This is a genomic window from Stenotrophomonas sp. YJH_SMC_53 (genome assembly GCF_059369995.1).
In genome coordinates this window covers 264,706-277,999 of the sequence record NZ_JCAFTF010000002.1, presented here as the reverse complement: position 1 = coordinate 277,999, position 13,294 = coordinate 264,706, and the positions used below count along the sequence as shown (strand labels likewise).

The following is a 13,294-nucleotide window of genomic DNA, read 5'->3' as shown; positions in this document are numbered from 1 at the left end:
CTACTTCCGGAACTCCACCCGCACGTGCTGGCCGAAGCGCGCCTTGGCTTGCCCGTCGAACTCCAACACGCACTCCACCACCTTGGCCATGCCACGTCCTGCATCTTCAGGCAGGCGTGCCTGCGCAAACACCGGACTGATGCGCACCACGCGTGCAGGCGGCAGCGTGCCCATGTTCTCCGCACCATCACTGTCCGGCACAACGGTAGCCTTCATGCCCACCTGCACGGCATCGGCGTAGGCGGCGCTCAGTTCGGCACGCACCTGCAGCGGACGCGCCGGCAACAACGAGATCGCCGGCTTGCCCGCCTGCACGAAGGCACCGACGCCCGGCACCTGGCCGACCACGGTGCCGGCTTCCGGCGCGCTCAACGACATCTGCTGCAGTTTCAGCTTCGCGTGCTCCAGCTTGTGCTGCGCCATGTCGACCTGCGCACCGGCCACCTCGACATCGGCACGCACACCGGCCAGCTGCTGTTTGGCCGCATCGGCCTGCTGGTTCGAGGACACACCTTCGCTGGCGCCCGTGGACAGGCGGGTGGCGTTGCGTTCCAGTTCGCGCAGCTGCGCCTGGCTGCCCTTCAGGCGGTCATTGGCCAAGGCCAGATCGGCGGTGGCCATTGCCACTTCCTGCTGCAACAGGGCGCCATCCAGCGACAGCAGCAACTGCCCCTTCTTCACCGTGGCGCCTTCCTTCACCGGCGCTGCAGTGATCGAGCCATCCACCGGCGGTGCCAGTGCGATCAGGCCACCTTCGACGTCAATGATGCCCCGCGCCACGGCGACCTTGCCGGCGGCGGCAGTACCCTCCCTGCCTGAGGGGGCCGATGCAGCGGTGGGCGCTTCCCTGGAACAGGCGCCGAGCAGCAGTGCCGCGGACAGGGCCAGGTTGAGGGGAAGCAGATGCGACGTCTTGGTCATGGGGCGGACTCTACGGTTTCGTTCTGGCGGCGGTCATCACGGACCATGCCGTCTTCCATGGCGATCACCCGATCGGCATGCCGGATCAGGCGCGGATCGTGGCTCACGCACAGCACGGTGGCGCCATGCGCACGTGCGTAGCGATGCAGGATGTCGATCACGCGCTGGCCGTTCTCGGCATCCAGCGCGCTGGTGGGTTCGTCTGCGAAGATCAGGGTCGGCGACTTGGCAAACGCGCGGGCAACCGCCACGCGCTGTTTCTCGCCACCGGACAGCTGCGCCGGGCGCATGTGGCTTCGATGGCCGAGGCCGACTTCTTCCAGCGCCTTGCGGGCCAGCGGCTCGCTTTCGCGATTGCGCATGCCGCGGTAGCCCAGTGGCAGCTGCACCTGCTCCAGCGCGGTCAGTGCCGGGAACAGGTTGAAGCCCTGGAACACGAAGCCGACATGGTGCAGGCGGAAACGCTCCACTTCACTGCGGGTCATGTGGCCCACGTCCTGGCCCAGCGCGTGCACGCGACCGCCATCGGGCGCGGACAGGCCGGACAGCAGCGACAGCAGCGTGCTCTTGCCGCAGCCGGACGGGCCGGATACCAGGGTCAGCTCGCCGGGATAGATGTCCAGCGACAGGCCACGCAGCACCGGCACCTGCACATCACCGGACATGAAGCCTTTTTCCAATGCGTCGGCCTGCAGGGTCGGGGCGACGGTGCGTGCGGAAGTCATCGGCCGGTCCTCAACGCAGCAGCAACGATGGATCGGAGCGGACGACACTGCGCACCGCCATGATGCTGGAGAGCATGGCCATCACCGCCACCAGCGCCACGCAGCCGAGGATCACCATCGGCGTCAGCTGCACCGGTACGCGCTGGGTCTGCGCGATCAGCAGCACCAGGGTGCTGAACGCCGCCGCCAGCAGCATGCCCACGCCACCAATCAGCAATGCCTGCTCGAACACCACCCGTGCCAGCGCATAGCGGCCTGCACCGAGTGCATTGAGCGTGGCGTACTCGCGTACCGAGCCGGCCACCACCGAGGCGAACGACTGGTTGGTGATCACCGCACCGACGAAGCAGACGATCACGGCCATGAACAACACGGCGATACCTGCGCCGGTATCGAACAGCCAATACTGCTGCGAACGGCTGGCGAACGCCGGCGCGGTCCAGAACTCGACCGGTGTGGCCTGGCCCATCGACGCGGCCAGGCGGTCACGCACGCGGTCGGCCAGTTGCGGCGAGCGCAGGCCCGCCACGAAATAGGTGCTTCCCTCGTGTGGGTCGGTGCCGGCGATGGCGCGCGCGGTGTCCAGCGAGGCCAGTACATTGACACCGCCAAGGCCCCGCAGGCCCGGTTGTGCAGCGACCACGCGCACCGCCTTGCCATTGATCCAGGCACGGTTGTTCTGCAGGTCCACGCCCAGCGTATCCAGATCGGCGCTGTCGACGATCACCGCACCCGGCTCGCGCAGCTGCGCGCGCAGGTTGGCAGGGAGGATGCGCGCGAACATCATCGCATCGTCCCGGGTGGAGATACCGGACAGGTACACCGACACATTGCCGGTGCCCTGCGCGACGGATCGCCATTCGCCATCGACCCACTCGTAGGGCTCGACGCGGGTGACATCCGGGTCCATGCGCAGATGGCTTTCCACATCCGCGCTGATTGCATGGCCGTAATTGACACTCTGGGTGCCGGGGAAACCAGCCCAGATATCAGCCGAGGACGCTTTCACATAGATCGCAGCGGTACCGAAGATGCCCAGCACCAGTGCGGCCTGCACGATCAACAGCACACCGGCGAAACACATCGCCAGCACCACCGGCAGGAACCGGCGCCACTCATAGGCCAGGGTCTTGCGGGCGAGTGCGATCATTGCGGTTCGCCCTCACCCTCGGCAGGCAGCGGGGCACCGCCGAGGGCGCGGTACAGCGATGCAAAGGCCAGCACGCGCGCACCCTGCGCAGCGATCAGATCAGCCTGCGAGGCGAGTGCGGCGCGTTGCGTGTCGAGTCCATCGAACTCGCTGGACAGACCCAGCTGCACCTGCCGCGCCTGGCGCTTGACCTGCTGGCCGGCGGCGTCGTTGGCCGCGCGCAACGACTGGATGCTGCTGTCCTGCCGCGCCAGGCTGCCCAGCGCGCCTTCCACTTCGCTCACGCCTTCCAGCACCGCCTTGCGGTATCCCAGCAAGGCGGCATCCAGCTGCTTTTCATTGGCATGGAAGCGCGCGCGACGCTGGCCCCAGTCCCATAGCGGAATATCGATGTACGGGCCGATCGACGGGCTCGAATCGGAATTGGAGCGGGCGTTCTGGGTGAGGTTGTACGCGTACAGGATGGAGCCGCCAAGGCTGACCCGTGGATACATCGCTGCGCGCGCCGAACCCTTGCTGGCCGCTGCCTGCATCACCTCTGATTCGGCCAGCAGGATCTGCGGGCGGTGGCGCAGCAGATCCGCAGGGACCTGATGCAGCGAGAATGCACCGAGCTTCGGCGGCGCGCGGTACGCGCGCCAGGCGGGATCCGGCCCGTCACGCCCCAGCAGCAGCGCCAGCGCGCGGGCCGCGTTGTCCGCATTTTCGCGGGCCTGCGCCGTCGCTGCCCGGGTCGCCGCCTGGCGCGCGCGCAGGCGTTCCAGCTCGCCCGGCTCATCCAGGCGCAGGCGCAGGCGAACCCGTGCCAGTTGTTCGCCGCGATCATCCACGGCCTGCTGTCTGACCAGCAGATCCTGCTGGGCCTGCGCTACGGTCAGGTCCAGATAGCTGCGCACCACGTCGGCAATCACCGCCACTTGTGCGGCATTGCGCAACGCCTCGGCATTGCCGGCCGAGGCCTGCGCGCTGAGATGGGCACTCTCGGCGGCGCCGAACAGGCCCAGGTCCCAGATCGCTTCGATGCCTGCATGGAAATAGGTGTCGACCGCGGCGGCGTCCTGTACCTGCTTGGCGCTGGCCGAGATCTCCGGCAGGAAGCGCGAATCCGAGGTGCCGGCGACGATCCGCACTGCCTGCAGGCGCAACGTGGCCTGCTGCAGATCAAGGTTGCCGGCGATGGCTTGATCGACCAGGCCGTCCAGCGCCGGGTCGGCCAGCACCTTCCACCACTGCCTGGCATCCACCGCCACGCCCTGGCCCTGCGGCACCTGGGTCCAGGTGCTGGGGGTGCGATCAGGCAGGTCCGGAGCCGGCACCGACATGCAACCTGCCAGCGCCAGGCTGGTCAGCAGTGCGCCCGGGCGCAGCAATGCCTGCAGGGAGAGTCCGCGCCCGGTCCTGGGCACTGCCACTGGAGTGATACGCCTGACCACCAGCCCGCCAACGTGTAGAAGGAGCATGAAGGCTACCGTGCGATTGTGGAGCGAACATGGAGAATTGGTCCGAAAACGGTCACAACACGCGTGCGGTTCAGGCAACGATGGTGTTGGCCTTTCGCCAGCCTTTCAGTGCATGCGACGCGCGGAACGCTGGTGCAACATCCAGGCCATTGCGTCTTGTTGACGCGCTCTCCGCTTCCCTCGCCTGCGGTCGTCCCCACGACCGATGCGTCCCGCCATTCCGATTGCGACACTGACCTCGGATTCGTCACGCCGGGCCAGTGATATCACGCCCGCTATGAAGATGCCGTGGCGCGACTGTAGCGGCCCCTGCCGCCAACATCATGACAAATGAAAAACGCCCCCTTTCGGGAGCGTTCTTCATGAATCTGGAGCGGGAAACGAGACTCGAACTCGCGACCTCAACCTTGGCAAGGTTGCGCTCTACCAACTGAGCTATTCCCGCAGATTTCGTTCGACCTGCGTCGAAGGAGCGCTATTGTGTCGATATTGCTGCACGGCGTCAACAGGAATTTTCGGCCGCATTGTGGGGCGGCGTTCAGGCCCTTGGACTTGGCCCTCGGGTCCGCAGGCCACGCCGGGCTTCCCGCAACAGAGCTACGTTCTCGTTGATGCGCCCCTGGATCATGATCAAGGTGTCTTGAGCAATAACGTTTGAGTACATGCTGTTGGCGATTTCCGTGAACTGGCTGGCCATGTCGCAAATGCGGCCAATCGCCAGACTGGCGTCCCCGTGCTGCACTTCTGCCTCTTCGGCAAGGCGAAGCAGGTCAGCACGGGAAATCTCCAGTGCCTCCCCCATGACGTCCATCTGGTGATATCCGTTGGGTCCTTCGCAGAAGGTCACGTCGTAGGCCGGAGCCAAGCGCCATTGCCCATCCGGCGACATGATGTAGGCAAAGTTTTTCGGATGATCGTCCCGGTTGTTGAACGCAACGTTGAAGACCGCACGTTCGAAGGCCACGGCCATTTGCCGCACGTCATTGGTGCACAACCGGGTCGCGCGCAGGAAGTTGACATAGTCCAACGACCCCGCCGTCTGGTAGTTGGCAGCCGTGAATGCAGCAAGACTCTGCATCGGCACACGCAACCCATCGTGGCGATCAAAGCGCTTGCTGGCGAACGCGGCCAGCCCGTTGGGCAGGCTGAAGTACTGCGTGTCCGGGGTCTCGATGCCACACCTGCGCAGGCACTCGGCGTAGACCATTTCGATGGCGCACACCTCGGCATGCTCTTCTCTGGCCGGGAACTTGATCAACCAGGCTTCGAAGCCGGGCGTGACAGCCGTGGTGAACGCGCCCGATCGCGGATCGCGATAGACCAGGGCCTTGGGCCTTGCACCTTGGGGCGAGCCACCCACCAGCAGCAAGGTCTGCAGGAATTCACCTCCTTCTCCGTGGAGCACCTCCTGCACTTCCGCGGAAAGCTGCTCCAGCGGTATATGGACCTGCGGCGCCTCACCTTCGGGCGCCACGGGCTCAAACGTCATGGCCCCCATCGCGTTGCCACCGATATAGGCCAGCCGCTGGAGCGGGCCAATGCGTGCTGCGTTGATTCCGCGGCGCCTGAACATGCGGTCCATCAGCAGCATGCCCCAGCCGTCTGGCAACGCGTCATACACAGGTCCGGGCAGTTGCAGTTGATGGTCCGGAAAATCCCGCCGCAACGGAGGGCCGGCCAGCGGCAGCTTGTACGAAGACAGTTCCAGCCCCCTTCGCCGGGCCTCGTTGCTGTACTCGAACGCGATCAGCGGGCGGCCGGTCAGGGCGAGGCTGGAGATCAGCGTTCCCCAGTGCCATCGCTCTCCCCACCCTTCGTAGAAGACCTTCACCTGTTCAGGCATTACGGGGCTTCCTCTTCGTCCGGAGGCGGTTCGCAGCCTCTTCGTAGCGCCGAATGTCTTCGATGCTGTCCAGCTTTGGCTGGAACAGGCCTTCGAGCTCGTTGATCCGACCAAGGACCATCGCCACGCGGACCACCGCCTCGAAGCCAACATTGCGCCCGGCCTCCAGGTTGGACACGGTGTTGGTACCAATGCCGGCACGCCCGGCCAGATCCGACTGTGTCATGCCCAACGCCATGCGTTCTGTGCGCAAGCGCCCGCAGAGTCGCTTGACGACCTCGCTGGGCTTGCTGAAGCTTAAATCCAACATAGCGTGCATGATCCTCTATCTATGCCATTTAGCACCCCAAATTATAGAATTAACCCCAACTCCATTCAATTGATTTAACTCCCGGATTTTGTGCTTTATTTGCTCATTCAGTTATATAAATACAGAATTCTGGAATTACATTGGTAAAGCGCGCGTCACGTGCGCAGGCCACGGCGGTGGAAGTAGACCTGCTCGGCAATGCGCCGCGTGGCCGCCGTGTGCAGCAGTGCATTGAACGGCCAATCGGGCTGCAGATGATCCATCGCCCAGCGCAGCAGGCGCTTTCCATGGAACGCCGGAGCCACCTGCCGCGCCACCCGTTCCGCTTCCGGCCCTTGCCCACGTAGATGGCGGGCCATCGCCTCGCCGACCGCCCAGCCGTGCCGCCACGAGGAGTGAATGCCCCCGGCGGACAGCGGCGAGACGATGCCCGCCGCGTCGCCGGTCAGGATCACGCGTTGGCCGGTGATCGGCCCATCCGGTCGGCCGCAGGGCACCAGGCCAGCACGGGTGGCCGAGGGACGCGCAAATGGCGGGATGCCGACCACATCGCGCACATGCTCAAGGAAACCATCAATATCCGGCGGCCGCGCCTGTCGCGGATCATGACGCAGGGCCAGCCCGACCTGCAGGCCGGTCGGATTCTGGGCGACCCAGCCGATGTAACCCGGCGCGTAGCGCTTGCTGACGAAGCAATGCAGCGCGTCGCCCTGCGCGACCTGCAAGCCAGCGAACTCACGTTCGACGCCGTAGAGGTTGTCACGCACCTGGCCGAGCCCGGTGCGCCGGGCCACGCGTGAGCGTGCGCCATCAGCGCCAACCAGATAGGCACATCGCCCTGCCTCATCCACCAGCCAGCCATCACCGCAGCGACGGGCGTCGGTGAAGGACTGCTGCAGGCGCAGGTCGACACCGTTCGCGCGCAGTTCGCTGGCCAGCCAGCGCATCAGGTTCGGCGTATCGGTGGTGAGGAAGTAATAGCCCGGCGCGGCCAGCAACACGCTGCGCAGGTTCGGCGCATACAGACGCACGTTGGCAACGCGCTTCACGAGGTGCTCGGGCATGCGCCCCAGCCAGGTCTGCTCCATCGCCTCTTTCACCACGATGCCGGTGGTGTGCAGGCGCTCGCCGGGGTCGGCCTTGCGTTCCAGCACGCAGACGCGCAAGCCGTACTGGGCAGCAGCCAGTGCGCAGGCGGCACCGGCAAAACTGGCGCCGACGATGACCACATCATGGTCGTAGGCGGAAGGAGTTTGGGGCATGGCTGCATCGTTCTGGAGGAACACAGATGCAGCTTCGAACTGGCGCGTGGCGAGGCGAAGGAGTGGCGGTGAAGTGGGGATGAAGCAGGCGCCAGGCAAACGAAAAACGCCCCCTGTCGGGAGCGTTCCTCTTGAATCTGGAGCGGGAAACGAGACTCGAACTCGCGACCTCAACCTTGGCAAGGTTGCGCTCTACCAACTGAGCTATTCCCGCTTGGGAGGCGAAATTCTACCTATTCTGGGAATGGCGTCAAGCGGTTTTTTCGGGGCCTGCGAGGCGCCTTGCACCGCGTATCCACGCATGGCGTGGATCTACTACAGCATCCCCGCACACCGTTGGATCCGCATCATCCGTGGATGCAGCATTTCCAGTAGATCCACGCCATGCGTGGATGGCAGCAACCGTGGGGTCAGAGCCCTTTCCTGCGGAAAGGGATCCGACCCCGGGGCTCAGTTGCCCAGCTTCTTCTGCCGCGAGCGCTCGCGTGCGGCGCGCTCGTCTTCGCGCAGGCTCGGCCAGGCGGCGTGCAGGTACTGCAGGCCCGACCACAGGGTCAGCACCGCGGCAATCGCCAGGGTCCAGTCGCCGATGTGGAACACCGGCCAGCCCATCCAGATGTCTTCCACCGGCACGTTCGGCGCCACCGAATACAGCAGGCACAGCAGCGCGACCATCTGCGCGGTGGTCTTGATCTTGCCGATCATCGCCACGCGCACCTTGGCGCGCTGGCCCAGCTCGGCCATCCACTCTCGCAGCGCCGATACCGCGATCTCGCGGCCGACGATCACTGCCGCCCAGAACGCCATCCACGGCGTCGGATGGCCCTGCACGATCAGGAACAGCGCTACTGCCACCATCAGCTTGTCCGCAACCGGGTCGAGGAACGCGCCGAAGGCCGACTCCAGCTGGTAACGGCGTGCGATCCAGCCGTCGAGCCAGTCGGTGATCGCGGCCAGGCCGAAGATCGCCGCCGAAGCGAAGTTGGTCCAGGTGTAGGGCAGGTAGAACACCAGCACCAGCACCGGGATCATCACGATCCGCAACAACGTCAGCCAGGTGGGCAGGGTCAACTTCATGCTTGCGTGCTTCTCTCTCTACTCGGCCGCATCAGGCGTGGCCAACCCGTGCAGGTTAGCGTAGATACGTGCCGCGAGGGCGTCATTGATGCCTTCCACCTTGGCGATTTCCGCTTCGCCAGCGGCTTTCAGGCCCACAAGACCGCCGAAATGCTTGAGCAGGCTGGCGCGGCGGCGCGGCCCGATGCCGGGGATATCCTCCAGCTTGCTGGTCATCCGTGCCTTCTGGCGGCGCCCCCTGTGGCCGGTGATGGCAAAGCGATGCGCCTCGTCGCGCACCTGCTGGATGAACTGCAGCGCCGGGTTGGCCGCGCCCGGGCGCAGCTCGCGGCCATCGGGCATCACCAGCGCTTCGTGGCCGGCGCGGCGCTCCACGCCTTTGGCCACGCCCACCAGCAGCACGCCTTCCACGCCCAGGTCGGCCAGCGCGGCCTGCGCCTGCGCCAGCTGACCGGCACCACCGTCGATCAGCAGTACGTCCGGCAGCACGCCCTGCTCTTCCACCGCACGGCGGAAGCGCCGATCGATGGCCTGGCGCATCGCGGCGTAGTCGTCGCCCGGCTCGATGCCGCTGATGTTGAAGCGGCGGTACTGCGCGCGTACCGGACCGGCGGCGTCGAACACCACGCACGAGGCCACAGTGGCCTCGCCCAGCGTATGGCTGATATCGAAGCACTCGACCCGCTTGACCGGCTCGGCCAGGCCCAGCATCTCGCGCAGTGCATCGCTGCGCGCGTGCTGCGCGTTGCGGCTGTTGAGCTCGGTGGCCAGGGTCAGCTGCGCGTTGCGACTGGCCAGCTCCACATAGCCGGCGCGCTCGCCGCGCACGTTCCACTTCAGCTGCACCTTGCGCTCGGCCGAGGCCGACAGCGCCGCAACCAGCAGGTCGGCATCGGGAATCTCGCGATCCAGCAGGATCTCGCGCGGCGGCTCGAATTCGATGTAGTACTGCGAGACGAACGCGGCCAGCACTTCCTCCGGACTCTCCTCGCCATTGGTGCGCGGGAAGAACGGGCGGGTGCCGAGGTTGCGGCCATCGCGGAAGGCCAGCAGCAGCACGCAGGCCTGCGAACCCTGCATGGCCACCGCCAGCACGTCCAGGTCGGCGGCGCGGCCGTCCACGTACTGGCGCGTCTGCATGCTGCGCAGCGAGGAGATCAGGTCGCGCAGGCGCGCGGCCTGCTCGAACTCCAGGGCCTCGCTGGCGGCCTGCATCTGCTCGCCCAGCTCGCGGGTCAGCTCGTCGCTCTTGCCTTCCAGGAACAGCGCAGCACGGCGCACCGATTCGGCGTAGTCCGCGGCCGGCACCAGCTCCACGCAGGGCGCGCTGCAGCGGCCGATCTGGTATTGCAGGCACGGCCGCGAGCGGTTGCGGAACACGCTGTCCTCGCAACTGCGCAGCTTGAACAACTTGTGCATCAGGTTCAGCGTTTCGCGCACTGCGGTCACGCCCGGATACGGCCCGAAATAGCGGCCGGGAATGGCGCGCGGGCCCCGATGCAGGGCGATGCGCGGCCAGTCCTCGCGGGTCAGCAGCACATGCGGGTAGGTCTTGTCGTCGCGCAGCGAGACGTTGTAGCGCGGCGACAGCGACTTGATCAGCTGATTCTCCAGCAGCAACGCCTCGGCTTCCGAGCGCGTCACGGTCACGTCCATGCGCGTGATCTGCGAGATCATCGACATGATCCGCGCGTTCTTCGGGCTGCCGTTGAAATAGCTGCCGACGCGGTTGCGCAGCGCGCGCGCCTTGCCCACGTACAGCAGGGTGTCGTCGGCCGCGTACATGCGGTACACGCCGGGGGCAGTGCTGAGCTGGGCCGCGAAGGCCTTGCCGTCGAAGGCCGGGGCGGGAACGTCGGTCATTCGCTGATCGGGACTTCGCTGAGCACGCCGCTGTCGGGGTCGAATCGCAGCACGGCATGGGCGTCGGTCTCGGCGATCCACACCGCACCTGCGCCCACGGCCAGGCCAGCCGGGCCGTGCAGGCGGCGCGGCAGCGGCTGGGTGGTCAGTTCACCGCCGCCCAGGCGCAGCGTGCGCAGGCGACCGTTGCCGGTGTCGGCGATCCACAGCAGCGGGGCGTCCGCGCCCAGTGCGATCGCCTGCGGGAACTGCAGGCTGGCCTGCGCGCGCGGGCCGTCTTCACTGCCGAAGCGCCACGGCCCCTGCCCGACCAGTGTCTGCACCAGGTCACCACGCAGTTGCAGTGCACGGATCGAGGATCCCAACGCATCGGCGACGTACAGCACCTGCTGCACCACGGCCAGCGCGGTCGGTTGCGCGAAGGCAGCCAGATGGCCACTGCCATCACGCTCGTCGATGGAACCACTGCCGGCGCGCCATTGCAGGCTGCGCTGGCCCAGGTGGTAGCTCCAGATGCGGTTGTCGCCGGCCATTGCGATGTGCAGCTGGTTGTCGGCGATGGCCAGGCCAACCGGATGGTCCAGCGAGACCTGCCGCGCCTGCGCCACCGGGCCCTCCACCGGCGCGCCGGGTCGCCCGTTGCCGCACAGCGTGTCGACGATGCCGGTCAGCAGATTGATGCGGCGCACGGCATGGTTGCCGGTATCGGCGACGTACAGCGAATCGCGCTCCAGCACCAGCGCCTGCGGGCGGTGGAACGCTGCTTCGGCGAGATTGCCATCCATGAAATCGGCGGTGCCGAGGCCGAACTGACGAAGGATGCGGCCGCCATGGCTGCATTCGAGAATGCGGTGATGACCGCTGTCGGCGATGTACAGACGTTCGGTGCTGACCGCCAGCCCCTGCGGGAAGCGCAGGGCCTGGCGCGGTTCCGGATGCAGTTCGCTGCCGCCACGCGGCGGCGCCGAAGGTGCGCCCTGGCACAGCGCGTTCAAGGCGCGCTCCAGTTCACCGGGCGCGCCCTGCCCGACCAGCCGTTGCTGTTCACGGCCCTGCGCGTCCAGCAGCACCATGGTCGGCCAGGCGGTGACGCCGAAGCGGCGCCAGCCATCCCAGTCGGCATCGAGCAGCACCGGCATGGTCAGGCCCTGACGGCGCAGCAGCTTCAGTGCGGCCGTGGCATCGCGTTCGAAGTCAAAACGCGGCACCTGCAGCACCAGCGGCTGCAGCTTGCCCGGGTGGCGCGACAGCCATTGGCCGAACTCGGCCAGGCGTTGCGCACTCCAGGCGGAGGCCGCATTGACGAACAGCAGCGCGACCGGCCGGCCGCGCAGTTCGGTCAGGGTGCAAGGGGTGGCATTGAGCCAGGTGGCGAATTCGGGCAGGTCCGGGACGGGCTGGACGTTCATGAACTGATTATGCCGGAGTCGGCGTCATGCAACAGTCGTGCCACCGCACGTTTTGCAGCATCGTCGACCAGCGACCAGACCTGTTCGAAATGATCGCTGCCGCCGGTGTAGGGATCAGGGATGGCTACCCGCCCCTGCCCGCCGGACCAGGGCAGATACAACGCCAGCCGTTCACGCTGGGCCGCCGTCGCCAGGCGCCCGGCATCACGCAGGTTGGCCTCGTCGGCACACAGGATCCAGTCGAAACGTTCGAAATCCACGGCCTGCAGCTGGCGTGCGCGCAGGCCGCCGATGTCAACGCCGTGCCCGGCCGCGCAGGCGATCGCGCGGCGGTCCGGCGGCTCGCCCACGTGCCAGTCGCCCGTGCCGGCCGAATCGACCTGCACCCGCCCGGCCAGCGGCGCGGCATCCAGGTGTGCGCGCAGCGCGCCTTCGGCCATCGGCGAACGGCAGATGTTGCCGAGGCAGACGACCAGCAGCCTCATCGCGCGGCCATCGCCTGCAGCAGCCCCTCGGCGCGCTCCAGGTCCTCGGGCGTATCGATGCCCGGCGGGAACGGCTCGGGCGAGATCGCCACGCTGATCGGGTAGCCCGCTTCCAGCACGCGCAGCTGCTCCAGCGATTCGACCTGCTCCAGCTGGCCAGGCGGCATCGCCGCGAACTGCTGCAGGAAGCCGGCGCGATAGCCATAGATGCCGATGTGGCGCAGCCAGTGATGGCCGTGCGGCAGCGTGTCGCGGCTGCGTGCGAAGCCGTCGCGGTGCCAGGCGATCGGCGCGCGGCTGAAGTACATCGCCTCGTTGCGCACGTTGCGCACCAGCTTCACGACGTTCGGGTCGAACAGGGTGTGCGCGTCCTCGACGGTCGTGGCGAGAGTCGACATCGGCGCAGTGCCAGCGACCAGCGCATCGGCCACCGCGCGGATGCCGGTCGCCGGCGCGAACGGTTCGTCGCCCTGCAGGTTGACCACCACCGTGTCATCGGCCCAGCCGGCAATGCGTGCGCACTCGGCCAGGCGATCGGTGCCCGAGGCATGCGTGGTCGCGGTCATCGCCACCTTCACCTCGGCCAACCCGGACAGCGCATCGGAAATGCGTTGGTCGTCGGTCGCCACCCAGACCTCGCGGGCACCGGCCTGCAGCGCGCGGCGCGCCACATGCAGCACCAGCGGCTCACCGCCCAGCGGGCGCAGCGGCTTGCCCGGCAGCCGCGAGGCGGCAAAGCGGGCCGGAATGGCGACGACGAATTCGGTCATGCGGGCGGTTCTCGGCAGG

12 protein-coding genes and 2 tRNA genes are annotated in these 13,294 nt (G+C 66.8%); all 14 read right to left on the bottom strand.

Annotated elements, in window-relative coordinates; translation table 11 throughout:
* Window positions 1-921, bottom strand: a complete 921-nt coding sequence (locus AC5P7X_RS03850; protein ID WP_346607599.1) for an HlyD family secretion protein — start codon at window positions 919-921, stop codon at window positions 1-3.
* A complete protein-coding gene (locus AC5P7X_RS03845) occupies window positions 918-1,646 on the bottom strand; it encodes an ABC transporter ATP-binding protein (RefSeq protein WP_069137933.1) in 729 nt (242 codons plus the stop codon). The genes AC5P7X_RS03850 and AC5P7X_RS03845 overlap by 4 nt, the downstream gene beginning before the upstream one ends.
* Window positions 1,647-1,656: 10 nt before the next feature.
* Window positions 1,657-2,796 carry an ABC transporter permease gene (locus tag AC5P7X_RS03840; RefSeq protein WP_053501196.1) on the bottom strand — a complete coding sequence of 380 codons (1,140 nt, stop codon included), beginning with the start codon at window positions 2,794-2,796 and terminating at the stop codon, window positions 1,657-1,659.
* Complete coding sequence (locus AC5P7X_RS03835; protein ID WP_495214433.1) at window positions 2,793-4,256, bottom strand: efflux transporter outer membrane subunit; 1,464 nt, start codon at window positions 4,254-4,256, stop codon at window positions 2,793-2,795. Before AC5P7X_RS03835 ends, AC5P7X_RS03840 begins: the two co-directional genes overlap by 4 nt.
* A 369-nt stretch (window positions 4,257-4,625) precedes the next feature.
* Window positions 4,626-4,701, bottom strand: a tRNA-Gly gene (locus AC5P7X_RS03830).
* A gap of 93 nt (window positions 4,702-4,794) precedes the next feature.
* Complete coding sequence (locus tag AC5P7X_RS03825) at window positions 4,795-6,099, bottom strand: type II toxin-antitoxin system HipA family toxin (protein WP_495214432.1); 1,305 nt, start codon at window positions 6,097-6,099, stop codon at window positions 4,795-4,797.
* Complete coding sequence (locus AC5P7X_RS03820; protein WP_229766071.1) at window positions 6,092-6,418, bottom strand: helix-turn-helix domain-containing protein; 327 nt, start codon at window positions 6,416-6,418, stop codon at window positions 6,092-6,094. Before AC5P7X_RS03820 ends, AC5P7X_RS03825 begins: the two co-directional genes overlap by 8 nt.
* A 146-nt stretch (window positions 6,419-6,564) precedes the next feature.
* On the bottom strand, window positions 6,565-7,671 hold the full coding sequence (locus tag AC5P7X_RS03815) for an NAD(P)/FAD-dependent oxidoreductase (protein WP_495214431.1): 1,107 nt from the start codon (window positions 7,669-7,671) through the stop codon (window positions 6,565-6,567).
* A 138-nt stretch (window positions 7,672-7,809) separates the two neighbouring features.
* Window positions 7,810-7,885, bottom strand: a tRNA-Gly gene (locus AC5P7X_RS03810).
* Between the two features lie 236 nt (window positions 7,886-8,121).
* The gene (gene pgsA, locus AC5P7X_RS03805) at window positions 8,122-8,748 is read right to left on the bottom strand and encodes a CDP-diacylglycerol--glycerol-3-phosphate 3-phosphatidyltransferase (protein ID WP_021203601.1); all 627 of its coding nucleotides are present in this window, start codon (window positions 8,746-8,748) and stop codon (window positions 8,122-8,124) included.
* An 18-nt stretch (window positions 8,749-8,766) separates the two neighbouring features.
* The gene (uvrC, locus tag AC5P7X_RS03800) at window positions 8,767-10,611 is read right to left on the bottom strand and encodes an excinuclease ABC subunit UvrC (protein ID WP_053500510.1); all 1,845 of its coding nucleotides are present in this window, start codon (window positions 10,609-10,611) and stop codon (window positions 8,767-8,769) included.
* Window positions 10,608-12,020 (bottom strand): NHL repeat containing protein, encoded by a 1,413-nt coding sequence (locus tag AC5P7X_RS03795; RefSeq protein ID WP_005415983.1) that lies wholly within the window; start codon window positions 12,018-12,020, stop codon window positions 10,608-10,610. The genes uvrC and AC5P7X_RS03795 overlap by 4 nt, the downstream gene beginning before the upstream one ends.
* The gene (locus tag AC5P7X_RS03790; protein ID WP_495214430.1) at window positions 12,017-12,505 is read right to left on the bottom strand and encodes a low molecular weight protein-tyrosine-phosphatase; all 489 of its coding nucleotides are present in this window, start codon (window positions 12,503-12,505) and stop codon (window positions 12,017-12,019) included. The genes AC5P7X_RS03795 and AC5P7X_RS03790 overlap by 4 nt, the downstream gene beginning before the upstream one ends.
* Window positions 12,502-13,275 (bottom strand): 3-deoxy-manno-octulosonate cytidylyltransferase, encoded by a 774-nt coding sequence (kdsB, locus tag AC5P7X_RS03785; RefSeq protein WP_206619725.1) that lies wholly within the window; start codon window positions 13,273-13,275, stop codon window positions 12,502-12,504. The genes AC5P7X_RS03790 and kdsB overlap by 4 nt, the downstream gene beginning before the upstream one ends.
* Between the last annotated feature and the right edge of the window lie 19 nt (window positions 13,276-13,294).

What these genes read in the sequence shown, in the direction of transcription:
- AC5P7X_RS03795 (WP_005415983.1), bottom strand. Translation starts at nt 12,020, where the DNA reads ATGAACGTCCAGCCCGTCCCGGACCTGCCCGAATTCGCCACCTGGCTC.
- AC5P7X_RS03850 (WP_346607599.1), bottom strand. Translation starts at nt 921, where the DNA reads ATGACCAAGACGTCGCATCTGCTTCCCCTCAACCTGGCCCTGTCCGCG.
- AC5P7X_RS03815 (WP_495214431.1), bottom strand. Translation starts at nt 7,671, where the DNA reads ATGCCCCAAACTCCTTCCGCCTACGACCATGATGTGGTCATCGTCGGC.
- AC5P7X_RS03840 (WP_053501196.1), bottom strand. Translation starts at nt 2,796, where the DNA reads ATGATCGCACTCGCCCGCAAGACCCTGGCCTATGAGTGGCGCCGGTTC.
- AC5P7X_RS03845 (WP_069137933.1), bottom strand. Translation starts at nt 1,646, where the DNA reads ATGACTTCCGCACGCACCGTCGCCCCGACCCTGCAGGCCGACGCATTG.
- uvrC (WP_053500510.1), bottom strand. Translation starts at nt 10,611, where the DNA reads ATGACCGACGTTCCCGCCCCGGCCTTCGACGGCAAGGCCTTCGCGGCC.
- AC5P7X_RS03825 (WP_495214432.1), bottom strand. Translation starts at nt 6,099, where the DNA reads ATGCCTGAACAGGTGAAGGTCTTCTACGAAGGGTGGGGAGAGCGATGG.
- AC5P7X_RS03820 (WP_229766071.1), bottom strand. Translation starts at nt 6,418, where the DNA reads ATGCACGCTATGTTGGATTTAAGCTTCAGCAAGCCCAGCGAGGTCGTC.
- AC5P7X_RS03835 (WP_495214433.1), bottom strand. Translation starts at nt 4,256, where the DNA reads ATGCTCCTTCTACACGTTGGCGGGCTGGTGGTCAGGCGTATCACTCCA.
- pgsA (WP_021203601.1), bottom strand. Translation starts at nt 8,748, where the DNA reads ATGAAGTTGACCCTGCCCACCTGGCTGACGTTGTTGCGGATCGTGATG.
- AC5P7X_RS03790 (WP_495214430.1), bottom strand. Translation starts at nt 12,505, where the DNA reads ATGAGGCTGCTGGTCGTCTGCCTCGGCAACATCTGCCGTTCGCCGATG.
- kdsB (WP_206619725.1), bottom strand. Translation starts at nt 13,275, where the DNA reads ATGACCGAATTCGTCGTCGCCATTCCGGCCCGCTTTGCCGCCTCGCGG.